At 40.4% G+C, this 23975-nt stretch carries 27 protein-coding genes; 11 read left to right on the top strand and 16 right to left on the bottom strand.

Annotation, left to right across the window (positions count from 1 at the left end; all coding sequences use genetic code 11):
• Positions 1-88: 88 nt before the first annotated feature.
• The 5 genes from carA to proB form a co-directional block, all read right to left on the bottom strand.
• Positions 89-1225 carry a glutamine-hydrolyzing carbamoyl-phosphate synthase small subunit gene (carA, locus tag A6B41_RS06720; protein WP_027074407.1) on the bottom strand — a complete coding sequence of 379 codons (1137 nt, stop codon included), beginning with the start codon at positions 1223-1225 and terminating at the stop codon, positions 89-91.
• 201 nt (positions 1226-1426) lie between these two features.
• Positions 1427-2668 (bottom strand): multifunctional CCA addition/repair protein, encoded by a 1242-nt coding sequence (locus A6B41_RS06715; protein ID WP_027074408.1) that lies wholly within the window; start codon positions 2666-2668, stop codon positions 1427-1429.
• 28 nt (positions 2669-2696) lie between these two features.
• Complete coding sequence (gene nth, locus A6B41_RS06710; protein ID WP_027074409.1) at positions 2697-3332, bottom strand: endonuclease III; 636 nt, start codon at positions 3330-3332, stop codon at positions 2697-2699.
• On the bottom strand, positions 3333-4094 hold the full coding sequence (locus A6B41_RS06705; RefSeq protein ID WP_027074410.1) for a TSUP family transporter: 762 nt from the start codon (positions 4092-4094) through the stop codon (positions 3333-3335).
• Complete coding sequence (gene proB / locus A6B41_RS06700) at positions 4094-5185, bottom strand: glutamate 5-kinase (protein WP_027074411.1); 1092 nt, start codon at positions 5183-5185, stop codon at positions 4094-4096. The genes A6B41_RS06705 and proB overlap by 1 nt, the downstream gene beginning before the upstream one ends.
• Positions 5186-5300: 115 nt before the next feature.
• On the opposite strand from proB, the gene A6B41_RS06695 reads away from it, so the two are divergent.
• Positions 5301-5789, top strand: coding sequence for a dihydrofolate reductase (locus tag A6B41_RS06695; protein ID WP_027074412.1), 489 nt, complete (start codon positions 5301-5303; stop codon positions 5787-5789).
• Positions 5790-5917: 128 nt separating this feature from the next.
• The gene (locus tag A6B41_RS06690; protein ID WP_027074413.1) at positions 5918-6151 is read left to right on the top strand and encodes a YgjV family protein; all 234 of its coding nucleotides are present in this window, start codon (positions 5918-5920) and stop codon (positions 6149-6151) included.
• Between the two features lie 65 nt (positions 6152-6216).
• Here A6B41_RS06690 and radA read toward each other — a convergent pair whose 3' ends face one another.
• Positions 6217-7596: a DNA repair protein RadA gene (gene radA / locus A6B41_RS06685; RefSeq protein ID WP_027074414.1), complete on the bottom strand. Its 1380-nt coding sequence runs from the start codon at positions 7594-7596 to the stop codon at positions 6217-6219.
• Between the two features lie 185 nt (positions 7597-7781).
• On the opposite strand from radA, the gene A6B41_RS06680 reads away from it, so the two are divergent.
• The 7 genes from A6B41_RS06680 (at position 7782) to yacG (ending at position 12714) form a co-directional block, all read left to right on the top strand.
• Positions 7782-8252 (top strand): pilin, encoded by a 471-nt coding sequence (locus A6B41_RS06680; RefSeq protein WP_027074415.1) that lies wholly within the window; start codon positions 7782-7784, stop codon positions 8250-8252.
• Between the two features lie 22 nt (positions 8253-8274).
• On the top strand, positions 8275-9669 hold the full coding sequence (locus tag A6B41_RS06675; RefSeq protein ID WP_027074416.1) for a GspE/PulE family protein: 1395 nt from the start codon (positions 8275-8277) through the stop codon (positions 9667-9669).
• Positions 9662-10858: a type II secretion system F family protein gene (locus tag A6B41_RS06670; protein WP_027074417.1), complete on the top strand. Its 1197-nt coding sequence runs from the start codon at positions 9662-9664 to the stop codon at positions 10856-10858. Before A6B41_RS06675 ends, A6B41_RS06670 begins: the two co-directional genes overlap by 8 nt.
• 3 nt (positions 10859-10861) lie before the next feature.
• Positions 10862-11497, top strand: a complete 636-nt coding sequence (locus tag A6B41_RS06665; protein ID WP_027074418.1) for a prepilin peptidase — start codon at positions 10862-10864, stop codon at positions 11495-11497.
• A 93-nt stretch (positions 11498-11590) separates the two neighbouring features.
• Positions 11591-11899 (top strand): helix-turn-helix domain-containing protein, encoded by a 309-nt coding sequence (locus A6B41_RS06660; protein ID WP_032847428.1) that lies wholly within the window; start codon positions 11591-11593, stop codon positions 11897-11899.
• A 9-nt stretch (positions 11900-11908) separates the two neighbouring features.
• On the top strand, positions 11909-12547 hold the full coding sequence (gene coaE, locus A6B41_RS06655) for a dephospho-CoA kinase (RefSeq protein ID WP_027074420.1): 639 nt from the start codon (positions 11909-11911) through the stop codon (positions 12545-12547).
• On the top strand, positions 12529-12714 hold the full coding sequence (gene yacG / locus A6B41_RS06650) for a DNA gyrase inhibitor YacG (protein ID WP_027074421.1): 186 nt from the start codon (positions 12529-12531) through the stop codon (positions 12712-12714). The genes coaE and yacG overlap by 19 nt, the downstream gene beginning before the upstream one ends.
• A gap of 1 nt (position 12715) precedes the next feature.
• Here yacG and holA read toward each other — a convergent pair whose 3' ends face one another.
• The 3 genes from holA to leuS are packed head-to-tail and all read right to left on the bottom strand — an operon-like array spanning position 12716 to position 16915.
• Entirely contained in the window at positions 12716-13741 is a 1026-nt protein-coding gene (holA, locus tag A6B41_RS06645) for a DNA polymerase III subunit delta (protein WP_027074422.1), read from the bottom strand.
• A 43-nt stretch (positions 13742-13784) separates the two neighbouring features.
• Complete coding sequence (locus A6B41_RS06640) at positions 13785-14279, bottom strand: LPS-assembly lipoprotein LptE (RefSeq protein ID WP_027074423.1); 495 nt, start codon at positions 14277-14279, stop codon at positions 13785-13787.
• Positions 14280-14329: 50 nt separating this feature from the next.
• Positions 14330-16915 carry a leucine--tRNA ligase gene (gene leuS / locus A6B41_RS06635; RefSeq protein WP_027074424.1) on the bottom strand — a complete coding sequence of 862 codons (2586 nt, stop codon included), beginning with the start codon at positions 16913-16915 and terminating at the stop codon, positions 14330-14332.
• A 503-nt stretch (positions 16916-17418) separates the two neighbouring features.
• Between leuS and A6B41_RS06630 the strand changes: the two genes are divergently transcribed.
• Positions 17419-17697 carry a BrnA antitoxin family protein gene (locus A6B41_RS06630; protein ID WP_027074425.1) on the top strand — a complete coding sequence of 93 codons (279 nt, stop codon included), beginning with the start codon at positions 17419-17421 and terminating at the stop codon, positions 17695-17697.
• A 64-nt stretch (positions 17698-17761) separates the two neighbouring features.
• Here the strand turns inward: A6B41_RS06630 and serS are convergent, their stop codons facing one another.
• The 3 genes from serS to A6B41_RS06615 all read right to left on the bottom strand — a co-directional run bounded on the left by serS (position 17762) and on the right by A6B41_RS06615 (position 21167).
• Positions 17762-19069 carry a serine--tRNA ligase gene (gene serS / locus A6B41_RS06625; RefSeq protein ID WP_027074426.1) on the bottom strand — a complete coding sequence of 436 codons (1308 nt, stop codon included), beginning with the start codon at positions 19067-19069 and terminating at the stop codon, positions 17762-17764.
• Positions 19070-19134: 65 nt separating this feature from the next.
• Positions 19135-19614, bottom strand: coding sequence for an SsrA-binding protein SmpB (gene smpB / locus A6B41_RS06620; protein WP_027074427.1), 480 nt, complete (start codon positions 19612-19614; stop codon positions 19135-19137).
• A 143-nt stretch (positions 19615-19757) separates the two neighbouring features.
• Positions 19758-21167, bottom strand: coding sequence for a YcjX family GTP-binding protein (locus A6B41_RS06615; protein ID WP_027074428.1), 1410 nt, complete (start codon positions 21165-21167; stop codon positions 19758-19760).
• A 60-nt stretch (positions 21168-21227) separates the two neighbouring features.
• On the opposite strand from A6B41_RS06615, the gene A6B41_RS06610 reads away from it, so the two are divergent.
• Positions 21228-22079: a CYTH domain-containing protein gene (locus A6B41_RS06610; protein WP_027074429.1), complete on the top strand. Its 852-nt coding sequence runs from the start codon at positions 21228-21230 to the stop codon at positions 22077-22079.
• 34 nt (positions 22080-22113) lie between these two features.
• Here A6B41_RS06610 and A6B41_RS06605 read toward each other — a convergent pair whose 3' ends face one another.
• From A6B41_RS06605 to A6B41_RS06590, 4 genes are all read right to left on the bottom strand, one after another.
• Positions 22114-22590, bottom strand: coding sequence for a hypothetical protein (locus A6B41_RS06605; RefSeq protein WP_027074430.1), 477 nt, complete (start codon positions 22588-22590; stop codon positions 22114-22116).
• Positions 22583-22744, bottom strand: a complete 162-nt coding sequence (locus A6B41_RS06600; RefSeq protein ID WP_080686597.1) for a YoaH family protein — start codon at positions 22742-22744, stop codon at positions 22583-22585. Before A6B41_RS06600 ends, A6B41_RS06605 begins: the two co-directional genes overlap by 8 nt.
• A gap of 17 nt (positions 22745-22761) precedes the next feature.
• Positions 22762-23490 (bottom strand): tRNA pseudouridine(65) synthase TruC, encoded by a 729-nt coding sequence (truC, locus tag A6B41_RS06595; protein WP_027074431.1) that lies wholly within the window; start codon positions 23488-23490, stop codon positions 22762-22764.
• Positions 23491-23594: 104 nt separating this feature from the next.
• Positions 23595-23906 (bottom strand): YqcC family protein, encoded by a 312-nt coding sequence (locus A6B41_RS06590; protein ID WP_027074432.1) that lies wholly within the window; start codon positions 23904-23906, stop codon positions 23595-23597.
• Between the last annotated feature and the right edge of the window lie 69 nt (positions 23907-23975).

The following is a 23975-nucleotide window of genomic DNA, read 5'->3' as shown; positions in this document are numbered from 1 at the left end:
TTCAATATCGTTATCGGTGCAACAAGTTGCACCCTACATTTTACAAGCGGTGATTTCTTGTAGGTTTTTTACAAAATCCAACCACTTGTTACCCCTTCGCTTTTCTCATCTCATCAATAAACCGATCAAACAGATACGCCACGTCATTCGGGCCGGGGCTGGCTTCGGGGTGGCCTTGGAAGGAGAAGGCGGAACGGTCGGTTAGTGTGATACCTTGCACCGTGCCGTCAAATAATGAACGGTGGGTCACACGCACGTTTGATGGCAAGCTCGCTTCGTCCACTTCAAAACCGTGGTTTTGGCTGGTAATCAGCACTTTTTGAGTATCAAGATCTTGCACGGGGTGGTTTGCACCATGGTGGCCGAACGCCATTTTTTTGGTTTTCGCCCCCGCGGCTAAGCCTAACAGTTGATGCCCTAAACAGATACCGAAAATCGGTTTGTTGGTTTCTAATAGTTTGCGGATAGCAGTAATGGCGTAGTCACACGGCTCAGGGTCGCCCGGGCCGTTGGAAAGGAAAATCCCGTCCGGATTTAACGCCAACACCGCATCCGCTGAGGTTTTGGCTGGCACAACAGTCAAACGACAGCCCCGTTCGGCAAGCATCCGCAAAATGTTGTGTTTTACACCGTAGTCATAGGCAACCACGTGAAATTCGGTAGCTTTTTGTGGCTGGTAACCTGCGCCAAGTTGCCATTCGCCTTGCGTCCATTGGTAGAGTTCGTTGCAAGTGACTTCTTTGGCGAGATCTTTGCCTGCCATTGAGCCGAAACTGTTCGCAGACTCACGCGCTTTTTCGACATTTTCCGCCGTATGCTTGCCAACCAAAATACAGCCGGCCTGCGCACCTTTATTACGCAAAATACGGGTTAAGCGGCGGGTGTCGATGTCAGCAATGGCAACAATTTTGTGTTGAATTAAGTAATCGGAAAGGGAAAGATGAGAGCGAAAATTGCTATGCAGCAGAGGGAGATCTCGAATAATGAGGCCGGCAGCGCACACCTTGGGCGATTCCAAATCTTCCAAGTTTGCCCCTGTGTTACCTATGTGGGGGTAAGTGAGCGTGACGATTTGGTGGGTGTAAGATGGGTCAGTCAGAATTTCTTGATAGCCGGTCATCGCAGTGTTAAACACCACTTCACCAATCGTATGACCTTGATAACCAATGGATTTTCCGTAAAACACAGATCCATCAGCAAGAACCAAAATGGCAGGTTGAAACATATTTTACTCCTAAAATAAATATGGGTTGGTACTTATGAGTCGCCATTAACCTTTGCTAGAAGTAGGCGGCTAATTTTAATTTGGCAATCGTTTGCGTGCAAGTCATATTTATAAAATACAATAAAGTGAATTTTTATGCAATATTTTAACATAAAAATTCACTTTAAAATTTTTTAATAGAAGATTTACTATCAAGAGTCGTTATTGTTTGAACTGATATTTTAGTTCTTTAACTACATAAGCTCGCCGTTTGTTGAGTTCCTCTCGAATTGCTTGCTTTTCAAAGCCGTCTTGAATAACTTGTTGTACATCAATGCTAAGAGCGGCTTGGTAGTAAGTTTGGGCGAGTTTGGCTTGGGGGTAGTCGCGGTTTTCAAAGCCGAGTCTGCCTCGGGCATCGGCCTCACAAGCTAATAAGAAATCAAAAAAGCGTTTAGGTTTTCGCCAAACATCAAGTGCATTGAATAGTTTTATCACCGTTTCTGGGCGAAGCTCTGCGATTTTATGGCAGTGAGAGTGATATTCCGTTACTAAGGAGGCAAACTCTTTGATTTCACTTGGGGTTTTTAAGCGGTTAGCGAGATCGCGGGTGGGTTTAATGCCTTTGGTTTCGTGTCCGTAGTGATGAGGCAAAATCTCCTGTGGAGTTAGGCCTTTGCCGAGGTCGTGGCAAAGGGCGGCAAAGAGTAAAGCGGTCGGATTTTCTGCTTTTTTTGCAAGTTGTTTTGCTTGCTTCACCACCATTAAGGTGTGAATGCCGGAGTCAATTTCAGGGTGATGTTGAGGTGGTTGTGGCACGCCAAAGAGTCTATCCACTTCAGGAAATAGCACTTGTAATGCTCCCACTTCACGCAAGATTTCGAAATAGATATGCGGGGCAGGGGTAGTAAACGCTTTTTCGGTTTCAAGCCAGACGCGTTCGGCGGTGAGGTGTGCCAGCTCGCCACAAGCGGTCATTTTTTGCATTAATTTTACCGTTTCCTCGGCAATTTTAAAGCCAAAAGGGTGGAAGCAGGCGGCAAAACGTGCGACCCTTAAAACGCGTAGCGGATCTTCAGCAAATGCCGGAGAAATATGGCGTAAAATGCGGTTTTCTAAATCAGCAACACCGCCGTAAGGGTCGTGAAGCGTGCCTTGTTGATCTTTTGCTATCGCATTGATGGTGAGATCGCGGCGGATTAAATCCTGCTCAAGGGTGACCTCAGGCGAGAAATCGCAAATAAAGCCGTTGTAGCCATTGCCGTTTTTTCGTTCTTGGCGGGCAAGGGCGTATTCTTCTTTGGTTTCAGGGTGCAAAAAGACCGGGAAATCTGCCCCGACTTGTTGAAACCCTTGAGCGGTTAATTGCTCGGCAGTTGCCCCAACTACCAGAAAATCACGGTCTTTCACATCCAGACCAAGCAGTTGGTCTCGAACCGCACCGCCGACTAAATAGATATCCATTTGCAAAATTCTCTAAAAATATGACCGCTTACATATCGGTTTTTTCTTTAAATTCACATAAATCTTCAATAATGCACGAGCCGCAGCGGGGCTTACGGGCAACACAGGTGTAGCGACCGTGTAAAATCAACCAATGATGAACATCCACCTTAAATTCATCGGGGACGACTTTAAGTAGTTTTTCTTCCACCTGCACTACATTTTTGCCGGGAGCGAAATTAGTGCGGTTGGCAACACGGAAAATATGAGTATCCACCGCAATAGTTGGATGCCCGAAAGCGGTATTCATCACCACATTGGCGGTTTTTCTGCCCACACCGGCAAGGGCTTCAAGAGCTTCTCGGTCTTCCGGCACTTCGCCGTTATGCTTTTCAATTAAATCTCGGCAGGTTTTGATGATATTTTCTGCCTTGTTGTTAAATAGCCCGATAGTTTTTATGTACTCTTTTAAGCCGTCTAAGCCTAGATCTAAAATTGCTTGCGGTGTATTTGCTACAGGGAATAATTTGTCGGTGGCTTTATTTACTCCTTTGTCTGTTGCTTGAGCAGAAAGAATCACGGCAATCAACAATTCAAATGGATTGCTATAGTTTAATTCCGTTGTTGGGTGTGGGTTTTCATTGCGTAAGCGAGTTAAAATTTCAACACGTTTTGCTTTATTCATTTAGTTAAAAATTCCTTGTTCGTAGAGCATTTTTGCCACCATCGCAAACGACATCGTCACTAGCATTGGGCGGATTAACTGTTTACCTTTGGTCATCACCATTTTAGCCCCTAAGGTGCCGCCGATAAATTGACCTGCCATCATAATTAAGCCGACTTTCCAAACGACTGCACCACCAAGAGTAAAGAAAATCAGCGATGCAAAATTAGAGGTAAAATTAATTACTTTTGCATGGGCAACCGATTTTGATAGGTTAAAACCAAGCAGCAAAATAAAGGCAAGTGTCATAAAAGAGCCAGCTGCGGGCCCAAACATTCCATCATAAAAGCCAAGTGCCGCAGCCACAAAAGCAAACATCGAAAAACTTATTCTTTGTTTTCGATCTTCATCGCCAATAGTCGGGCTAAATAAAAAATAGATTCCGATAATTAAAATTAAAAAAGGCAGTAATTTTTTTAAAAATTCCACATCAATATGCTGTACGAAAATTGTGCCGGCAGCTGAACCTATAAAAGTAAATAAAATGAGATACCAAATTTGCTTTAAATTGACCGCTTTCTTACGAATAAAATAAAAAGAGGAGGAAAAAGAACCTCCACAGGCTTGTAGTTTATTTGTGCCTAAAGCCATTGCAGGAGGAAGACCGGCAGCCATTAATGCCGGAATAGTCAGTAAGCCACCGCCACCGGCAATAGCATCAATAAAGCCGGCTAGCATACCTACAGCAAATAAGATGGCTAAAATATCCATTCCTAATTCCATTAGTACACCACCATTTCGTCACTATGCACAGCAACCGAACCAAATTCGTAACCAAGCAGAGATTCGATCTCTTTCGATTTCTTGCCTTTAATTCGCAGCAAGGCTTCGCTGCTATAGCGGGCAATGCCTAAAGCAATTGCTTTTCCTTCTTGATTAAAAATTTTGATTACCTCACCTCGGGTAAATTCTCCTTTGATTTCCGAAACCCCAACAGGCAGTAGTGATTTGTGGGCAAGTAGTGCTTTTTCTGCTCCAAGATCGACTACGATTTCGCCTACTTGTGGAGCGGCAAATAACCAACGTTTTCTGCCTTCCAAGCGGTCAGATTGCACTAAAAATTTACTACCGATAGCTTCACCTTTAGCCAAATCTACTAAAACATTCGCTCTAGAACCTGAGGCAATAATTGTTTCAACCCCTGAGCGGGTGGCTATATCGGCAGCGGTAATTTTGGTACTCATTCCTCCAGTACCTAAGCCTGTTGAACTACCTCCGGCAATTTGGCGGATTTCAGGGGTGATTTTTTCAACCACCGAGAGCAATTTTGCATCAGGATTAGAGCGGGGGTCGGCACTAAATAAGCCTTCTTGGTCAGTTAATAAATAGAGTTGATCTGCTTGTGCCAGAATCGCAACAAGGGCGGAGAGGTTGTCGTTATCGCCAACTTTAAACTCTTCGGTAGCGACCGCATCGTTTTCATTAATCACAGGGATAATTTTTTGAGCGAGTAGGGCGTCTAGTGTATCGCGGGCATTTAAAAAACGCTCACGATCGTCCAGATCTGCTCGGGTGAGCAACATCTGCCCAATGTGAATATTATAAATATCAAATAAATTTTCCCAAACTCGAATTAACTGACTTTGCCCAACAGCCGCTAACATTTGCTTTGAGGCAAGTGTTTTAGGCAATTCAGGGTGCCCTAAATAATCACGACCAGCGGCGGCGGCTCCCGATGTTACTACGATCACTCGGTGGTATTTGTGTAGTTCGGCAATCTGTTTCACTAATTCTAACATATACGGACGGCTTAAACTTTTTGTGCCGTGGGTAAGTGTGCTGGTTCCAAATTTAATCACAATCGTTTTTGACATAATCCATTCACTTTCATCTAAAAAAATAATGCTATCAAAATTATCATTTTTAAGGTGTAAAATCACGTTTAATTTGATATAAAATGAAGCCAATACGCCATAAAATGGAGATAAAATGAAAATTAGTGTTATTGTGGCAAGAACGCAAAATAAGGTTATTGGTAAAGATAACCAAATGCCGTGGCATTTACCGGTAGATTTAGCATGGTTTCGTCAAAATACAGTCGGTAAGCCGGTGATTATGGGGAGAAAAACTTATGAGTCTATTGGACGTTTATTGCCGAAACGCCCGAATATTATTCTTTCCCGTTCAGATTTTGCAGTAGAAGGTGCTTATACGGCAAAGTCTATTGAACAAGCGGTCGAATTAGCAAAAAGTTTTGCAAATAGTGAAGAAATTGTGATTATCGGCGGCGGCGAATTGTTCAAACAAGCAATGCCAACGGCAGACACCCTTTATTTGACTGAAATTCAAGCAGAGATTGAGGGTGATACCTTCTTTGAATTTGATGAAGAAAATTGGCAACCGGTTAAAGAAATATGGTCAGAAGTAGATGAAAATAACCCTTATCGTTGCCATTTTATGTTGTTAAAAAGGAAATAGTGTTCAATTACTCAGCAATTAAAAACAAAAATGTGAACGCAAACCTTTGCTATTTTTTAGCCTAGATACAAACTGAGAAGGAATCTTTAAAATATAGAGAGTTTAATTTTATAATTTAAGGAGACCCTATGGATTATGTTGAAATTTTAGGTTACGTTGCAATGGTATTAGTGGCGATTTCCTTTTTATTAAAGGATGTGATTAAGCTACGTTTGGTTAATTCCCTCGGTTGTGCCTGCTTTGTAATTTATGGATTATTAATTGGCTCTATTCCGGTTACAGGATTAAATGCGTTAGTCGTTTGTATCAATCTATACTATATTTTCAAAAGCAGTCGCTCAAATAGCATTGTAAATTCGTAAATTTTCTATAAAAAAATACCGCTTGTACCTTGTAAATCTAGGGTAAGCGGTATTTTTTATGCTTTTTAGAGATTGCCTAAAATATCTAATGCATCACTAAGTTTTTTCACGGTGAATACTTCCATATCTTTAATCGGTTTTTTTGGGGCATTGCCGTAAGGAATAATTGCTCGTCTAAAACCGTGTTTGGCTGCTTCGCTGATTCGTTCTTGTCCGCTGGTAACCGGACGAATTTCCCCAGCCAGCCCCACTTCACCAAATATAACTAAATCTTGGGGCAACGGGCGATTGCGGAAGCTGGAGATTAAAGCTAAGATCAATGCCAGATCTGCACTGGTTTCTGTTACTTTCACACCTCCAACCACATTGACAAACACATCTTGATCCGACATTTGCAACCCGCCGTGGCGGTGTAAAACGGCAAGTAAAAGTGATAGGCGGTTATGATCTAACCCAACTGCCACGCGTCGAGGGTTAGCCAGCATTGAGTGATCAACAAGTGCTTGAATTTCCACTAACAATGGTCGAGTACCTTCCCATAATACCATGACCGAGCTGCCCGGAGTCTGTTCTTCGCTGCGGCTTAAGAAAATAGCAGAGGGGTTTTTTACTTCTCGTAAGCCTTGTTCTGTCATCGCAAAAACACCAAGTTCATTAACTGCGCCAAAACGGTTTTTTTGGCTACGCAAAGTACGGAATCGGGAATCAGCTTCACCTTCTAATAGCAAAGAGGCATCAATTGCATGCTCCAACACTTTTGGACCGGCAAGTGTGCCGTCTTTTGTCACATGACCTACCATAATAATAGCAACTTGGCGGGTTTTCGCATAACGAGTCAGAAAGGCGGCGCATTCACGTACTTGAGAAACGCTACCGGGAGAGGATTGAATATCGGCAAGGTGCATAACTTGAATTGAGTCAATTACCATAATCTTTGGCTTTTCTTGATCGGCAATATTACAAATATGCTCAACAGAGGTTTCAGATAACATTTTAAGATTTGCTGTCGGCAAACCTAAACGATTAGCCCGCATAGCGACCTGCTGTAGAGATTCTTCCCCTGTTACATAAAGAGTCGGGATTTGTTGTGCTAATCCACACATCATTTGCAGTAAAAGGGTACTTTTCCCTGCACCCGGATGACCACCGATAAGAATAGCAGAGCCGGGAACAATTCCTCCTCCTAACACTCGGTCAAGTTCATTAAAGCCACTGCTAAAACGTGGTACTTCTTGTAAACTAATATCGGCAAGGGTTTGTACTTTACCTGAGGTTTCACCTGCATATCCGCTAAAGCGGTCAGATTTAGTTGATTCTTTGCTCGAAATTAAGCGGACTTCGCTGATTGTATTCCAAGATTTACACTCTCGACATTGTCCCATCCAACGAGAGTACTCTGCACCGCAATCATTACATACATAAGCCGTTTTAGGTGCTTTTGCCATTTTTTAATCCTCAATCTTTCAAATTTTCCAAAATTCTAGCAAATAAAACTGTATGGATAAACAGAAGGAAATATTATTTTTTCGATCTGCATCGAAAAATTAAATTTTGCTACTCGAAACTGATGAGAAAAGTTTGCACACTCTGGTTGCCACAATATGTTGGTTCGATTAATAGGGAACTTATTATGCAAAAAATGACATTTTTTCGACCGCTTCAACCTGCGTTTACTTTAATTGAATTGATGATCGTCATTGTGATTATTGCCATGTTAGCAACTATTGCCATTCCGTCATACAATTCATATACACAAAAGGCCGCGTTATCTGAATTATTGCAGGCTTCAGCTTCATATAAATCTGATGTTGAATTCTGTATTTATAACACAGGAGCATTGACTAACTGCTCGGGCGGTTCAAATGGTATTCAAGCGAATAAAACTGCCATCAGTGAAACTAAATATTTGAATTCTATTAGTGTAACTAATGGAGTCATTACAGTAACAGGAAAAGGAGCAGTAAATGGATATGGTTATAGTTTAACGCCGAGTTACAGTAATAATACGATTAGTTGGTCTGCAAGTTGTTCGGGTAAAGATACCGGCTTATTTCCTGCTAATTTCTGTTCTGCTAAGCCACAAACTACACCAAATGGCTAGTTGAATCATTGAGGAAATTGAGATGGAATATGTTGTAACCGATTTAAATAGCCAAGTGTTATTTGAAATCTCAGCAGAACAATGGCAGAAAAACTGCAATGATAAGCAAATTTTATTGCGATATTTAGCTGTGCCTTTGCGGGAAGATGAAAATATATTATGGCTGGCAATTGATGATATGCAAAATCTTAGCGCTTGTGAGATCTTCGCTTTTATTGCACATAAACAAATTGAACCTGTTTTGATTTCCTCTGATGAATTAAAATTTTTACTTAATGCGCTTTCTCCTGAGCAGAATATGCAACACGGAGAAATGTATGAGGAAAAAGCAGGGTATTACAGCTCAAATGAAAATGAGCAACACGATATTCATGACCCGATCATCCAAATTTTAGATACCCTTTTTAAATTCTGTTTACAGAAAAATGCCTCAGATATTCATTTAGAGCCACAAAAAGAGAAATTACGTGTACGACTGCGTATTGATGGAGTTTTGCATCTGTATAAGACTTTTTCACAAAGTTTATCCAGCCGCATTATTTCACGTATTAAATTATTGGCAAAATTAGATATCAGTGAAAGCAGACTGCCACAAGACGGACAATTTCATTTTAAAACACAGTTGGCAGAAACCTTAGATTTTCGTGTTTCCACACTACCTACTCATTGGGGTGAAAAAATCGTACTCAGATTACAGAAAAATCAACCTACTCATTTTGATTTTCTGGATCTCGGTTTTAGCGAAAGTCAAAAAAACACCTTACTGAACGCATTGCAGCAGCCACAAGGCTTAATTTTAGTTACCGGCCCAACGGGGAGTGGTAAAAGTATCACACTTTATAGTGCGTTGAGCTATTTAAACAGTAATGAAAAACATATTTTAACGGCAGAAGATCCGATTGAAATTGAAATCGAGGGGATTATTCAGACCCAAGTTAATCGTGGGATTGAGCTGGATTTCAGCCAGCTTTTACGCACATTTCTCCGGCAAGATCCGGATGTCATTATGTTAGGAGAAATTCGAGATGAGGAGAGTGCAGAAATTGCTCTCAGAGCAGCACAAACGGGGCATTTAGTGCTTTCAACCTTACATACCAATGATGCTCCTTCTGCCTTTGAGCGTTTATTGCAATTAGGTATAAAAGAGTATGAATTAGAAAATTCACTTTTGTTAGTGGTGGCACAACGTTTATTACGGCGACTTTGTGTGAAATGTGGCGGAGCGGGCTGTGAGCATTGTTATCAAGGATATAAAGGCAGAATTGGCGTTTATCAACTATTTAGTCGAACAGCAAAAAATTTTGAAAAAATGACCGCTTGTTTAGATTTCGAAAGTTTGCAGGAAAGTGCAAAGGAGAAATTAGCAGCAGGAAAGACCAATCAAGCTGAAATTTTAAGGGTATTAGGGAATGCTTAAAATTTATGAATACCACTGGAAAGCCGTTGATCGTTTTCAGCAAAAACGTTACGGCAAGCAGCTGGCAGGTAGTCGGATAGCACTAGAAAATAGCCTGATTGCTAAGGGATATCATCAAATTCGTATCAGTCGTAATTTTGTGCTGTCGCAAAATCCAAAAAAGGAAGAGGTAAATCAGTTTCTATCGCAACTTGCCTTATTGGTTAATTCAGCAATTCCGTTTAAACAAGCGTTATCGATGATTTTACAAAATTGCCATAATATTCGACTTTATCAATGGCTGGCTGAGCTAATTCAATTGATTGAACATGGCTATACTTTTTCACAATCGCTGCAAAAGTTGGATAAATTTATTACGAATCAAGAAATCCAATTGATAAGAATGGGGGAACAGAGTGGGAAGCTAGGTATAATTTTGACAAATTTAGCTAAAAGCCGAATGAAATCAGAAAAGCTTGCGAAAAAAGTGAAGAAAATTTTATTTTATCCTGTGATTGTATTATTGATTTCACTCGCACTTTCTATCGGTTTATTGGTGTTTATCGTTCCTCAATTTGCCGAGCTTTACGGCTCAAAAGCAAAAAGCTTACCTTTTATTACAGATGTGCTATTTGGGCTTTCCCGTTTTTTGCTGGAACAGAAAATAAGTTTACTGGTTCTGCTGCTACTAGCGGTTATTTTTTTCCTGTTTTTTGCAAATAAACTTAAATTCTTGCGGCTGCTAAAAATGCGATTACTGTCTAATATGCCTGTATTTAGCAAGATTATTGCGCATTCCCGCATTGTATTTTTCAGCCAAAATCTCTCTCTAATGCTCAATGCTCATATTCCGTTGGAAATGGCATTAAATTCATTTTTATCTGAAAAGAGTGATGATCCGATTTTACAATATGAAGTTCAATGTATGCTGGATTTATTAAAGCAAGGTTATCGATTTTCAGAAGGTATAAACCCAACAGTGTTTGGCTCGGATTTGGTTCAAATGATGGATATTGGTGAGAAAAGCGGTAATTTAGCAAAAATGGGCGAGCATATTAGCGAGATTTATCAGCATAAACTAGATTACCAAATAGATATTCTCTCCCAATTGTTAGAGCCTGTGCTGATGTTAATTATGGGAATAATTGTTGGCACTATTATTATTGGTCTGTATCTACCAATTTTTGATATGGGCAACCTGATGGAGTAGAAAATGTGGGTGATTTTCTCAATTTTTGCCGCATTTTATCTGAAAGCGGAAATTCCCAAATTTACAAAGCGAACCAATCAACAGATTTATCAAGATACCGCTTCGTTAGTTAATCTTGATTTTTCAGAACAGCACTTTTTAGCAAAATCAAAGCTTCGGCCCAAACAAAGCCAATGGGCGAATCTCTTTTTTGTGCTTTTCCCGTTGATAACTTTGTTTTCCGAAAGCCCGATGGTGGTTGGCATTTTTATTTTGCTTTGTTTTTTATCGCTACTGGATATCTGCTATTACCTTGCCGATCTGCGCGCGATTATTTTGATCTTCCTACTGGTTTTAGTAGAAACGCTAACTAACTTTCATAATGAAACCCTGCTTTTTACCCTCTTATTTTGCATCTTTATCACCATTTTTTCGCAAATTATGTTTAAAAAAGAAACCTTCGGCTCAGGTGATATGCTACTGTTATGTGCGTTATCTCCCCTGTTTGAGTCGGAAAAAATGCTATTACTGATGCTAATTGCAAGCCTGCTTGGGATTTTTACTTATGGGCTTTATTGGCGATGGCATAAGAGAAAACTCGAAAAACTGCCTTTTATTCCTTTTATAAGTATTGCAACAGCGATTGTATATTTAACTTGAAAATATAATTTATGACTTATAAAATTGAGGGGTTAATGCTTCTCTTAGCTGAGTAAGAATTTAAAACTTATGTGAATAAGTTGGAGAGTGAAAATGAGTAAACTAACAACTTTAGATGGATTTATTGCCGAATTACCAAAAGAAAGGCAAGACAAAATTCATCAAATGACTGAAGAACTAATTTTAGAAGCCGGACTTTCTATGCTGCGTGAAGATCTGGACATTTCCCAAAAAGAGCTGGCTAAAGCATTGGGCGTTTCTCAGCCTGCAGTTGTTCAGATGGAACAGCGAGGTAATGATATTAAACTTTCTACCTTAAAGCGTTATGTGGAAGCAATGGGTGGCAAGTTAAGCCTTGCGGTGCAAATGCCGACAGGTAACAGCCGAATTTTCAGAATTTAAGGACAAGCGATGACTTATGTTGTAGGGCTAACAGGTGGAATCGGCAGTGGTAAAACTACAGTTTCTAATCTCTTTGCCGAGCTAGGTGTGGAAATTATTGATGCGGATATTGTCGCCCGCCAAGTGGTAGAAAAAGGCTCGCCACTATTAGAAAAAATCGCTGAGCGTTTTGGAGAGTCCATTTTAACTGCTGAAAAAGAGCTAGACCGCAATGCACTTCGCCAAATTGTATTTAACAATGAAGTGGAAAAAGATTGGCTGAATAATTTGCTTCATCCAGCTATTCGAGAAGAAATGGTAAAAAAATTGGCAGAATCGACCGCTTGTTATGTGATTTGGGTTGTGCCACTTTTAATTGAAAACAAACTTACTGAATTTTGCGACCGTATTTTAGTTGTCGATGTACTTCCTAAAATTCAGTTAGAGCGAGCAGCCAAGCGCGATCAAAATAAGGTAGAGACCATTCAAAAAATTATTGCAGCCCAAGTTAGTCGAGAAGAACGATTAAGCTATGCCGATGATATTATTGAAAATAATGAATCACTCGAACAAGGTTTAGCAAAAATTCAGCAAAAAGTTAATGCATTACATCAGCAATATTTAGAATTCGCTAAAAATAAGGAACCTCAATGTCAGAAACTATCGTAAATTGCCCAACTTGTGAAAAAGAAGTAGTATGGAATAAAGAAAGTAAATACCGCCCGTTTTGTAGTGAGCGTTGCCAACTCATTGATTTGGGTGATTGGGCAGCGGAAAAACACTCTATTGCCAGTGTTGAAAATGAGGTATTTAGTGAGGAATTGGAACGTTACTAGGCTAAGCAAAGTTAGCAGAAAAACGGGCTAATTCTTGCCAAATTTCATCACTAAATTCTTGTTTTACTTTACGCTCAAGTTCAGCTAATTGTTGGATAAGGGCGTAAAGTTTTTTATAGCTTAAGCGTTGGACAACTTGAGTGTAGAAAGGGCGGCGGTTTTGCCAAATTTTCAAGCGGTCAAATTCTTGGCGTAAATTACCACTAAATAACGGCTGATTGCTTGAGCTTATTGGTGTTGGAGAGCGTGTGATTTCAAGTAAAATCATTAGCTCTTTTTGCACAATTCTTAATAAAACCACTGCTTGCACATCTTCATTTTGGAGATGTTGCAAGATGCGTTGAGCTCTCCCGATTTTTCCTTCAAATAAAGCATCTATCCATTGAAACGGGGTAAATTGTGCTGAGTGTTCAACAATTTCTTGCGCGCGGTTTAGGCTGATTTTCCCATCTGGAAAGCGTAATTGAAGCAGTTGCAATGCTTGCTTTAAGGCTAGTAAATTCCCCTCATAGCTGTAGCAAAGAAGTTGATTAGCTTCATTTTCGAGGCTTAAATTCATTGCTTTTGAGCGGTTAGAGAGCCATTGAGGTAATTTTCCGATTTCCGGTGTTTGGCAGTTTATCTGGATTAGCTGTGGCTCAATTTGGCTAAACCAAGCCTGCTTTTCCATTGTTTTGGAAAATTTAGGTAAATGAATGATCAAAATTAGATCACTATGGCTTAAAGCACAGAACTCCGCAAGTTGTTTAAATTGTGTGGAAGTAGGAGATTCCGGGAAATTAAATACGATGATTTGACGTGTAAAAAATAGCCCGATAGATTGTGCTGATTCAAAAAGAGTTTCCCAGTTAGTTTCATTATTAATGCTAACTTCTTGTTTTTCATCAAACCCTTGAGCGCGAGCGGCGTGTACGATGAGATCTTTTGATTCATTGACTAAAAGGAGATCACTGCCTGTAAGTAAATAAAAGGGCTGTAATCCTTTCTCTAGTGTGAATTGAATAGTTTCCGGGAAAATCTTTTGCATGACAGGCTCTAAAGAACCCCTCTTTCTTGAAGAGGGGATAAAATTATCTCGCTTGTGAAAGTGCTTTTTTTAAGCTCGCCATTTTGATGATCAATTGGCGAGAGGCTTGTTCATACATGTCTTTCATAATCATCTCTTTTTCTGCTGATTTTGCCAGCGCTGCTCGAGAGTCATCAAAGAATGTACGATGCACAGAAACTTCTAGTGGGTATTGCCCTTTATTTGGAATATCCGCAATGGCTTCGACATTTAGAGTCAAGATTTTTTCCGCTTCACGAGCTTGTTTAAACACAGAGACCACTTTGCTGTCTGTTGATGTTGAAACAAGACGGAGCTTTGTAATGTTGGCATTACTTGGCACTAATTTTACATCACTGAGCTGGAGCTGCGTGCGTAAAATACGAGACATTTCGCTATGCTGGTCGGCACTTTCAAATGTCAGTGTTCTGAGCGATTCAGGTAACACTTCATTATTTTTGAAATGCCATCCGCAGGCACTTAGTGCTAAAGCGGATACAAGAATAAGTTTTTTAAACATAGGGTTTCCCTTTTATCAATCTTCTCTCCCATAAAGGGAGAGGAGATTTATTATGCTTTAACCGCAAAGCTTAACATTTTAAATGGAATGTAGATTTCTTTCACGATTTCTTGACCGTCTAAGAATTTTGCCACATTCGCATCGGCTTTTGCGATTGCTTTGACTTCATCTTCGGTTGCAGTAGCAGAAACGGTAATCTTACCGCGTACTTTGCCGTTTACTTGCACTACAACGAGTTTTTCATCTTCAATCATTGCAGCTTCATCCGCTTGAACCCAAGGAGCGAAGTCAATGGTTTTTTCGTTACCAAGTGCTTGCCATAGTTCAAAACAGATATGTGGTGTAATTGGATAGAGCATACGCACAACCGCACTTAAAGCTTCTGACATTACCGCTTTATCTTGATCTGATTCAAGAGGTGCTTTAGTTAGCTTGTTCATTAATTCCATCACTGCAGCAATAGCTGTGTTGAATGTTTGGCGGCGACCAATATCATCAGACACTTTAGCAATGGTTTTATGCACATCACGGCGTAGCTCTTTTTGTGTTTTGCTTAACGCATTTACATCCAATGCAGCAGTTGCCGGATTTTGAGTGTATTCATACACTAAATTCCAAACACGCCCTAGGAAACGTTTTGCACCTTCCACACCAGACTCTTGCCATTCAAGCGTCATTTCTGCAGGAGAAGCGAACATCATAAATAAGCGAACTGTATCAGCACCGTATTTTTCCACCATTTCTTGTGGGTCAATACCGTTATTTTTCGATTTTGACATCTTCGTCATGCCGCTATGAACTAATTCACGGCCTTCCGGATCAGTTGCTTTAATAATGCGTCCTTTCTCATCACGCTCTAAAGTTACTTGCGTTGGGCTTACCCAAATACGCTCGTTCGTTGGGCTAGTGTAGTAGAACGCATCGGCAAGCACCATACCTTGGCAAAGCAGCTTGGTTGCCGGTTCGTCAGAATTTAAAATACCTGCATCACGCAATAATTTGTGGAAGAAACGGAAGTAGAGCAAGTGCATAGTCGCATGCTCAATACCGCCGATATATTGATCGACCGGCAACCAATAGTTCGCTTCATCTGAATCTAACATTCCTTCATGATATTGCGGGCAAGTGTAGCGTGCATAATACCAAGAAGATTCCATAAAGGTGTCGAAAGTATCGGTTTCTTTTAACGCAGGTTTGCCGTTATAAGTGGTTTTCGCCCATTGTGGATCAGCTTTAATCGGGCTTTGTACGCCGTTCATCACCACATCTTCCGGCAGAATTACCGGTAAATCTTGTAGTGGAACAGTGACGACTTCACCCTCTTCGGTCGTCATCATTGGGATTGGTGCGCCCCAATAACGTTGGCGAGAAACGCCCCAATCACGCAAACGGAAGTTGACTTGGCGTTTGCCCACACCCATTGCTTCTAATTTATCGGCAATTGCATTGAATGCCGCATCAAATTCTAAACCGTCAAATTCAGCAGAATTGACTAATTTACCATGTTCGGTAAAGGCAGCTTTGCTAAAGTCCCATTCTGAGCCATCAAGCGGTCGAATTACTTGATTAATTTGCAAATTGTATTTTTGAGCGAACTCAAAGTCACGTTCATCGTGAGCCGGCACCGCCATTACCGCACCTGTTCCGTAGTGCATTAACACAAAGTTAGCCACCCAAACCGGGACTTCTTTACCGGTTAATGGATGGATAGCGAACAAGCCGGTCGCCATGCCTTTTTTCTCCATGGTGGCAAGTTCAGCTTCTGCCACTTTGGTATTTTTCGCATCACGAATAAATTCGGCTAATTCAGGATTGTTCTCCGCTGCCAGTTCTGCTAATGGGTGAGCCGCTGCTACAGCTACATAGCTCACGCCAAAGAAGGTGTCTGGACGAGTGGTGTAAACAGGTAGAGTTGCATTTGAACCTGCGATTTTAAAGGTGATTTCTACCCCCTCAGAACGCCCGATCCAGTTGCGTTGCATAGTTTTAACTTGATCCGGCCATTGCGGTAGGTTATCTAAACAATTTAATAATTCTTCAGCGTAGTCGGTGATTTTGATAAACCATTGCGGAATTTCACGCTGTTCCACAGGCGTATCACAACGCCAGCAACAGCCTTCGTGAACCTGCTCGTTTGCAAGCACGGTTTCATCGTTCGGACACCAGTTTACCGTTGAGGTTTTTTTATACACTAAACCTTTTTTATAAAGTTCGGTGAAGAACCACTGCTCCCATTTGTAGTATCCGGGGCGGCAGGTAGTGACTTCACGATCCCAATCGTACGAAAAGCCCAACATTTTGAGCTGACCTTTCATATATTCGATATTTTCATACGTCCATTTTGCCGGTGCGGTATTGTTTTTCACCGCAGCCCCTTCTGCCGGTAAGCCGAACGCATCCCAACCCATTGGTTGTAAAACGTTTTTGCCGATCATACGCTGATAGCGAGACACTACATCACCAATCGTATAGTTACGCACGTGTCCCATATGTAATTTACCTGACGGATACGGCAACATAGAAAGGCAATAATATTTCTCTTTGTTTACGTCTTTGACTGCTTTAAAAACTTTGTTTTCTGCCCAATAGTGCTGAACTTTCGATTCAATTTCACTTGGGTTGTATTGTTGTTGCATAAAATCTAACCTTGCTTTGAATTAGTTAAAAAATTGCTGTGATGATACCGCAAAAACGTGTTTTTTTGAATGGTAAGCGGTCGAATTTACAAGGTTTTTTGCATATTTTTGCGATCTGCTTCGAAAAATCAATGAATGATAAATGAGAAAGAATGGAACTTTAGTTATCATAGTTTGAAGTATTTTTGTAACAACAAAAAATATTGATTTGGTTGAATGATGATGCTATAAGTGACGAGGTTCATCACAAATGAAATTGGAATATGATGAGCAAAAAAGTATAAAAATGCTTTAGAAAGAGAGCTGCCTTTTTCAATGGTGAAGGATTTTGAATTTGATACGGCATTTATTAAACAAGATTTACGCAATGAATATAGTGAGATCAGATACCAAGCTTTAGGGTTAATTGGAACTTGATTGTACGCATTAGTGTTTTGTTTGAGAAATGATTGTTGTTAGAGTCATTAGTTTTAGAAAAGCAAATTCAATAGAGAGCGCAATTTATGAGAAAAACAGAAAACCAGATTATAGATAATGAAAATCCACAATGGACACAGGTTGATATTGATAATTCTCTGACCTTTCAAGAAATGCTGGCCGATTTGCAAGCATTGGTAATACAATCACAAATCAAAAAAAGAGGCAGACCGTTAAGCCAAAATAAAAAGGTGAGTGTGACGATTCGTTATTCATCAAATGTTATTGATGCTTTTAAAGCAACAGGTAAGGGCTGGCAAAGTAGAATGAATAAGGTGTTGGAAGATTATATTGCTCAGCATTAATTTATAGAAAAAGCGAATCCATTAGGATTCGCTTTTTTATGGTAATTTATTTGCAATTATTTAATTAAGCCGCAATCACTTCCAAACCACCCATATATGGTCTTAACACCTCTGGCACAGTAATTGAACCATCAGCATTTTGGTAGTTTTCTAAAACTGCCACAAGTGTACGTCCTACCGCTAAACCTGAACCGTTTAAAGTATGCACTAAGCGGGTTTTCTTATCGCCTTTAGCTTTGCTGCGGGCGGACATTCGGCGGGCTTGGAAATCCCACATATTTGAGCAAGAAGAAATTTCACGGTAAGTGTTTTGCGCCGGTAACCAAACTTCTAAATCGTAGGTTTTAGTTGAACCAAAGCTCATATCACCAGAGCAGAGTAGCATTTTGCGGTATGGTAAGCCTAAAAGTTGTAACACTTTTTCAGCGTGGCCGGTTAATTCTTCCAATGCTTCCATTGATTTTTCAGGAGCTACAATTTGCACTAGTTCCACTTTTTCAAATTGGTGCATACGGATTAAACCACGTGTATCACGTCCGTAAGAACCGGCTTCTGCTCGGAAGCACGGCGTGTGGGCGGTGTAGCGTAGTGGCAATGTGTCTTCATCAATAATTTCATCACGCACTAAGTTCGTTACCGGTACTTCAGCGGTTGGAATTAAACCAAATGGGCGTTGCACTTCGTTTGGATCTTGTCCGGTTAATGGTTGTGTATGGAATAAGTCTTCACCAAATTTTGGTAATTGACCTGTGCCGTAAAGGGTGTCGTGATTGACTAAAAACGGCACGTTAGTTTCTACATAACCGTGTTGCTCGGTGTGTAGATCTAACATAAATTGGGATAATGCACGGTGTAAGCGAGCTAATTTACCTTTCATCACCACAAAACGGCTAGCGGTTAATTTTACGCCGGCAGCAAAATCTAAGCCGTTTAAGTTTTCGCCAAGAGCAACATGATCTTTCACTTCAAAATCAAATTGACGAGGCTCACCCCAGCGGGCAACCTCTAAGTTTTCGCTATCATCTTTGCCGATTGGCACTTCCTCTGCCGGTAAGTTTGGTACAGATAAAAGCAAATCGCGGATTTCATTTTGTACTTTGTCTAATTCAGCTTTGGTACTATCTAACTCATTACCCATTGAATCTACTTCGGCTAATAGGGCTGAAATATCTTCACCACGTGCTTTTGCCGCACCGATATTTTTCGAACGAGCATTACGCTCTGCCTGCAATGTTTCGGTTTTCACTTGCAAGATTTTACGTTGGTCTTCAAGGTTTTTTACGCGTTCTACATCTAAAATAAAGTTACGTTTAATTTTGAGAGTTTGGGCAACTTCTTCTAGGTTTGTACGGAGCAGATTTTGGTCGATCATTTTATGTTCCTTAATTTAGAAAATTGGGTTTTATTTACACTCTTCCACAAAGGGAAGAAGGGTATTTACCCACGATTTGCATTTTTCATAATACGTTGTTTAGCGACTTGCCATTCGCGGTCTTTTATATCCTCGCGTTTATCGTGCAATTTTTTACCTTTAGCTAAGCCGATTTTAACTTTCACCCAGGCATTTTTCCAATACATCGATGTTGCTACTATGGTATAGCCTTCACGGTTTACTTTACCGAATAGGGAGTCTAATTCGCGTTTATTGAGCAACAGTTTGCGGGTCCGGGTTGGATCTGAAACAATATGGGTAGATGCCATATTCAATGGTGTAATCATCGCCCCGAATAAAAAAGCTTCTCCGTTGCGGAAAATGACATAGCTATCGCCGATATTCACTTTACCTGCACGTATCGCTTTAACTTCCCAGCCTTGTAGTTCAAGTCCTGCTTCAATTTCATCTTCAATAAAATATTCGTGTCTGGCACGCTTATTTAGTGCAATCGTATTGGATGCTACTTTTGGTTTTTTTGCCATAATCTTTAAAATTGTCAGAAAAATTCTTTAGATTCTACCTCAAACCGCTTGAACAGTGAACCACAAAACCACTGCAAGCGGTTGATTTTAGCGAAAGATTTGCAAATTTTTAGCAAAACTTCACCGCTTGTCATCTAAAATTGCTATTCAAATCGATCTGCCAATAAAAATTGTAAGACCGAATCTATGCGTAAATGGGGAATAGATTGATTAAATTCCAACGGTTTAGGTTCAAATTGGTCGAATTCAAAACGGTTAAATTGCCAGTAGTTTTTATCCGGTAAGCGGCTTGGTACTGAGCCGGGGTAGAGAGTCACTTGTTTTTTATCGCTGGAACGAATACCTCGGATCGCTTTAATTGTTTTACCATTTTGAGTCACGTTCACTGCATCTGTTGCTTGAATGGCGGAAATCGCTAAATAGCCGGTTTCAATGCCATCAAATTCAGCGTGTCGACCGCCTTCTTGCACTAATTGTCGCATCAGGCTTTCCAAATTCGGTAGTTGGTCGCTCGTAATGTGGTCTGCTTTGGTTGCAATAAAGAGCAGTTTATCTATATTGGATGAAAATAGACGGTGGAACAGAGAGCGGTTGCCGTAATGAAAATGTTTGAAAAGCTGCTGTAAGCCTAGTTTCATTTCCATAAATTCATGATAGCCATAGTTTAACGGGGTTAAGCAATCGGCAAGAATCACTTGTCGGTCAAATTGTGAAAAATAGTCCTCATAAAAAGGTTTCACAATTTTTTGCTGATAATGTTGATAGCGTTTTTTCAAGGTGTGGAATGTGCTGTTTCGATCGCTTTGTTCTAATTTTTCCCATTCCGATTCGTTTAAATTCAGCAGCGGAAAAAATTGGAATACCGGTGCTCCTTTGGCATGTTCGGTTGGCAGCACAAAACGCCCCGGTTGAATATATTGCATTCCACGGGCTTTGCATTCAAGCAAATAGCTGGTGTAGGCTTGGCTCAGTTCAGCAAGCTGATTTTCATCGGCTTTTGCAAAAAGATCGAGATTTTTGACCGCTTGTAGCCACGGTTGAGCAAGTTCTGCACGTTCCTCTTTATGCACGCTTTGTTGGGTTTGCGACCACTCTTTAAATGAGAGCGAAAGCAGTGGTAAATCAAGTAACCATTCTCCGGGGTAGTCAAAAATATCTAAATAAAGCGTACCGGTTTCTTTAATGTGACGAAGTAGAGAATGTTGGCGTTGGTAGCGAATGGCAAGGCGAATTTCGCTAATACCTGTGGTGGAATCGGGCCAGCGTGGAGGTTGGTTTTCTAAACATTGACGATTTTTATCGTACTCAAAGCGAGGAATGGTTAAATCGCCCTGTTCGACTCGTTTGACAGACAGAATCTGTCCTTGTCTAGCGGGAGCAAACAGATTTAAATGCGGGGTGCCGTCTTTGCCGATATGTAAAAGTTGATCGACAAAGCTGGTAATAAAAGCGGTTTTCCCACTGCGGCTTAAACCTGTTACCGCAAGGCGTAAATGGTTATCTAGCCCGCGTTGGACAAAGTTATTGAGTTTATGTTGAATTTTAGAAAACATTTTGCAAAATTTATTGATAAAATAACCGCTTGATTATACAACGTTGTGATGTGGTGTGAAATGAAAAACCAAAATCAAGCTGAAATTGAGCTAAAAATCATGCTGGATCAGCAAAATGTACCGCTAATTGAAAATTGGCTGAAAACGGTAACTGACTTTCCGTGTCTTTCTCATAGAACCGATTTACTCGGCAATACTTACTATGATACACCGAAGCTGTTTTTTGCCTCACAGAAAATGGGCTTGCGTGTGCGAACGCAAAATCGTGAATTTGAGATAACGCTAAAAACTAAAGGAAATATTGTGGGGGGCTTGCACATTCGCCCGGAATATAATTTGTCTTTGCCGAATAATCAGCCCGATTTTCTGGCATTGGTTGAAAAGTTTGATTTACCGTTTGAGAATGCAGATGAAATTGCTCAAAACTTACAAGCGATTTTTAGTACCGATTTCACTCGTCAAACTTGGTTATTCCAAGTGGGCGCATCTCAAATTGAAGTTGCTCTTGATCAAGGATTAATCCAAAATCAATCCGCACAAGAGCCTATTTGTGAACTGGAGTTTGAAATCAAACAAGGTGAACTGGCGGATCTTTTTGCTTTGGTGGAAGCAATACCGAAAGCAGATGGTATGTGGCTAAGTAATTTAAGCAAAGCCCAGCGTGGCTATTTGAGTGGACAAGCGGTTAAATTTGAGCAAGAAATGGCAAAAGCCTTACAAGGTGAAAATAGCAAGAAATTAGAACAATTATTGGCTGATTTTATCCGTATAGCGGATGAAAAAGCAGATATTCTTGAACGTTTTAATCAATGTACTCATCAAAATTTAATCTCTTGGAAGCATGCTAGAGAATGGGTGAAAAGTAAAAACTACCTGATTTCCGGTTTAGCGGATTTAAAGACTATAATTTAGCATAAAGCCACAGATTGATGTCTGTGGCTTTGTCTTATTTTACAATTTCAAATTCTAGACCTTTAAAAATGTAGTCATTAATTTGAACTTCCATTTTATATTTACCAATTGGGTCAGTTTTATCAAAACCCCAGCAGCGGTTTATGTTTTGGTTCCCCATATTATTGATTTCAGTCACAATAGTGTGATTCTTTTTATCTGGAGATGAGTCAATTTTTGAGCCCGGTGAAACTAAAGTTAAGGTATTAGGTGCATAGAAAGCTTCAACTACCATAGTTTTATTTTGCACAGGCAGATTGACGCTACTCCAACAAAGTCTACTCTGTTTTTTGCTGATAGAAAGTGTGTTGCCGGTAATTGGTCTGGCAATTTGACCGCTGACATCGAAAACTTGTAATACAACACTCGGTTTACCCTCAAACGGTTTAGGCTCGGTTACTTTTTTTTCTGCCGCGGCTGTACTGTAATTAGCTGCAATCGCTAATGTAAGTGCTATCCATAATTTATTCATTTTTTGTCTCCGGGGTTTGATACTGTTGGCGTAATTTATTGGCGATAAGCTGAATTGCCTCTCCGGCACTTACACCTTCTGCCATCAGTTTTTGAATTTCTTCCACAGCAGCTTGTTGCTGTTCGTGCGTGAGTGATAGAAGTGAATTATCCATACAATCCTCGTTTTTGTCTAATAGTATTGCGTAAAGTTCCAGTCAAAAAATGTAAAGAGTCGCTGCCATTGCTCATCAAGCGGTGCAATTATCTCAATTTTTTGCAAAGTTTTTGGATGCTGAAAGTGCAAGCTGTATGCATGCAACATCAAGCGATTGACATTCGCTTTTTCTGATAAGGCCCGATTTTGGTGCAAGTCTCCATATTTTGAATCCCCTATAATCGGGTGGAACAAATGTTTCAGATGGCGACGAAGCTGATGTTTTCGCCCTGTTTGTGGGAAAAGTGCCACCAAGCTATAACGAGCGGTTTGATGTTTTCCTGCCGGATAAGGCATTTCAACGGTGGCTAAGCCTTTGTAATCGGTAATTGCTTCTTGGGCTTCTTTTTCTTGCGAAAATTTATCTGCGATTTTATCTAAAATCACCTTTAGCGGATAATCAATGCGAGCCTCGCCTTGCAAATACCCCCGTACGATAGCTAAATAGCTTTTCTGTACTTTATGCTGCTCAAATTGCTCACTCATTAAACGTGCAGTTTCGCTGTTTAAGGCAAAAAGCAGAACGCCTGAGGTGGGACGATCTAAGCGATGAACGGGGAAAACATGTTGTCCGATTTGATCTCGCAAGGTTTGCATCGCAAATACCGTTTCGTGTTTATCTAACCAAGAGCGGTGGACTAACATACCTGCAGGCTTGTTGATGGCGATCAGTTCATTGTCGTGGTATAAAATCTCTAATGTCATAATATGTTAAGTATAAGCGTAATTTATCAAATCTCCCCTTCCCCTCTTTAGCAAAGAGGGGAAGGGGAGATTTGGCAGAATAAATTGGCGAAGTGAGGGATAAATTAATCTTTCAGCAATATTTCTAATTTTAATATAGGCCCACAAATCGCTTGCAAATATGCTTCATTTTTCAACGCTTCTTCCAAATAAGGCGTTATCGCAAAATTACGCGGTAATTCGGCATTAGCATCTAAAAGTGCTTGCATTCTTGGAATAAAAATCCATTGTAGCCATTGGGTAGGGCTTAAGGTTTCTACACAGAAAGGTTGCGGATTTGCCATCGCTTCTAAACTTGGCGGTGCACTTTCCCATAGATTATGCAAACGCATGGCAATCTCTAAATCAGATAAATATTGTTTAACTTGGGATTTCATCTTAGTTTCGTCTTGTTAAATTTTGTTTTTTGGGTTAAAACTATGGCTATTTAAAAGAGCGGATTCTAC

It is taken from the genome of Mannheimia granulomatis, assembly GCF_013377255.1.
Lineage (GTDB): Bacteria > Pseudomonadota > Gammaproteobacteria > Enterobacterales > Pasteurellaceae > Mannheimia > Mannheimia granulomatis.
The sequence above is the reverse complement of the archived record's forward strand: the minus strand, read 5'-3'. Positions and strand labels throughout refer to the sequence as shown.

What these genes read in the sequence shown, in the direction of transcription:
- carA (WP_027074407.1), bottom strand. Translation starts at nt 1,225, where the DNA reads ATGTTTCAACCTGCCATTTTGGTTCTTGCTGATGGATCTGTGTTTTAC.
- A6B41_RS06715 (WP_027074408.1), bottom strand. Translation starts at nt 2,668, where the DNA reads ATGGATATCTATTTAGTCGGCGGTGCGGTTCGAGACCAACTGCTTGGT.
- nth (WP_027074409.1), bottom strand. Translation starts at nt 3,332, where the DNA reads ATGAATAAAGCAAAACGTGTTGAAATTTTAACTCGCTTACGCAATGAA.
- A6B41_RS06705 (WP_027074410.1), bottom strand. Translation starts at nt 4,094, where the DNA reads ATGGAATTAGGAATGGATATTTTAGCCATCTTATTTGCTGTAGGTATG.
- proB (WP_027074411.1), bottom strand. Translation starts at nt 5,185, where the DNA reads ATGTCAAAAACGATTGTGATTAAATTTGGAACCAGCACACTTACCCAC.
- A6B41_RS06695 (WP_027074412.1), top strand. Translation starts at nt 5,301, where the DNA reads ATGAAAATTAGTGTTATTGTGGCAAGAACGCAAAATAAGGTTATTGGT.
- A6B41_RS06690 (WP_027074413.1), top strand. Translation starts at nt 5,918, where the DNA reads ATGGATTATGTTGAAATTTTAGGTTACGTTGCAATGGTATTAGTGGCG.
- radA (WP_027074414.1), bottom strand. Translation starts at nt 7,596, where the DNA reads ATGGCAAAAGCACCTAAAACGGCTTATGTATGTAATGATTGCGGTGCA.
- A6B41_RS06680 (WP_027074415.1), top strand. Translation starts at nt 7,782, where the DNA reads ATGCAAAAAATGACATTTTTTCGACCGCTTCAACCTGCGTTTACTTTA.
- A6B41_RS06675 (WP_027074416.1), top strand. Translation starts at nt 8,275, where the DNA reads ATGGAATATGTTGTAACCGATTTAAATAGCCAAGTGTTATTTGAAATC.
- A6B41_RS06670 (WP_027074417.1), top strand. Translation starts at nt 9,662, where the DNA reads ATGCTTAAAATTTATGAATACCACTGGAAAGCCGTTGATCGTTTTCAG.
- A6B41_RS06665 (WP_027074418.1), top strand. Translation starts at nt 10,862, where the DNA reads ATGTGGGTGATTTTCTCAATTTTTGCCGCATTTTATCTGAAAGCGGAA.
- A6B41_RS06660 (WP_032847428.1), top strand. Translation starts at nt 11,591, where the DNA reads ATGAGTAAACTAACAACTTTAGATGGATTTATTGCCGAATTACCAAAA.
- coaE (WP_027074420.1), top strand. Translation starts at nt 11,909, where the DNA reads ATGACTTATGTTGTAGGGCTAACAGGTGGAATCGGCAGTGGTAAAACT.
- yacG (WP_027074421.1), top strand. Translation starts at nt 12,529, where the DNA reads ATGTCAGAAACTATCGTAAATTGCCCAACTTGTGAAAAAGAAGTAGTA.
- holA (WP_027074422.1), bottom strand. Translation starts at nt 13,741, where the DNA reads ATGCAAAAGATTTTCCCGGAAACTATTCAATTCACACTAGAGAAAGGA.
- A6B41_RS06640 (WP_027074423.1), bottom strand. Translation starts at nt 14,279, where the DNA reads ATGTTTAAAAAACTTATTCTTGTATCCGCTTTAGCACTAAGTGCCTGC.
- leuS (WP_027074424.1), bottom strand. Translation starts at nt 16,915, where the DNA reads ATGCAACAACAATACAACCCAAGTGAAATTGAATCGAAAGTTCAGCAC.
- A6B41_RS06630 (WP_027074425.1), top strand. Translation starts at nt 17,419, where the DNA reads ATGAGAAAAACAGAAAACCAGATTATAGATAATGAAAATCCACAATGG.
- serS (WP_027074426.1), bottom strand. Translation starts at nt 19,069, where the DNA reads ATGATCGACCAAAATCTGCTCCGTACAAACCTAGAAGAAGTTGCCCAA.
- smpB (WP_027074427.1), bottom strand. Translation starts at nt 19,614, where the DNA reads ATGGCAAAAAAACCAAAAGTAGCATCCAATACGATTGCACTAAATAAG.
- A6B41_RS06615 (WP_027074428.1), bottom strand. Translation starts at nt 21,167, where the DNA reads ATGTTTTCTAAAATTCAACATAAACTCAATAACTTTGTCCAACGCGGG.
- A6B41_RS06610 (WP_027074429.1), top strand. Translation starts at nt 21,228, where the DNA reads ATGAAAAACCAAAATCAAGCTGAAATTGAGCTAAAAATCATGCTGGAT.
- A6B41_RS06605 (WP_027074430.1), bottom strand. Translation starts at nt 22,590, where the DNA reads ATGAATAAATTATGGATAGCACTTACATTAGCGATTGCAGCTAATTAC.
- A6B41_RS06600 (WP_080686597.1), bottom strand. Translation starts at nt 22,744, where the DNA reads ATGGATAATTCACTTCTATCACTCACGCACGAACAGCAACAAGCTGCT.
- truC (WP_027074431.1), bottom strand. Translation starts at nt 23,490, where the DNA reads ATGACATTAGAGATTTTATACCACGACAATGAACTGATCGCCATCAAC.
- A6B41_RS06590 (WP_027074432.1), bottom strand. Translation starts at nt 23,906, where the DNA reads ATGAAATCCCAAGTTAAACAATATTTATCTGATTTAGAGATTGCCATG.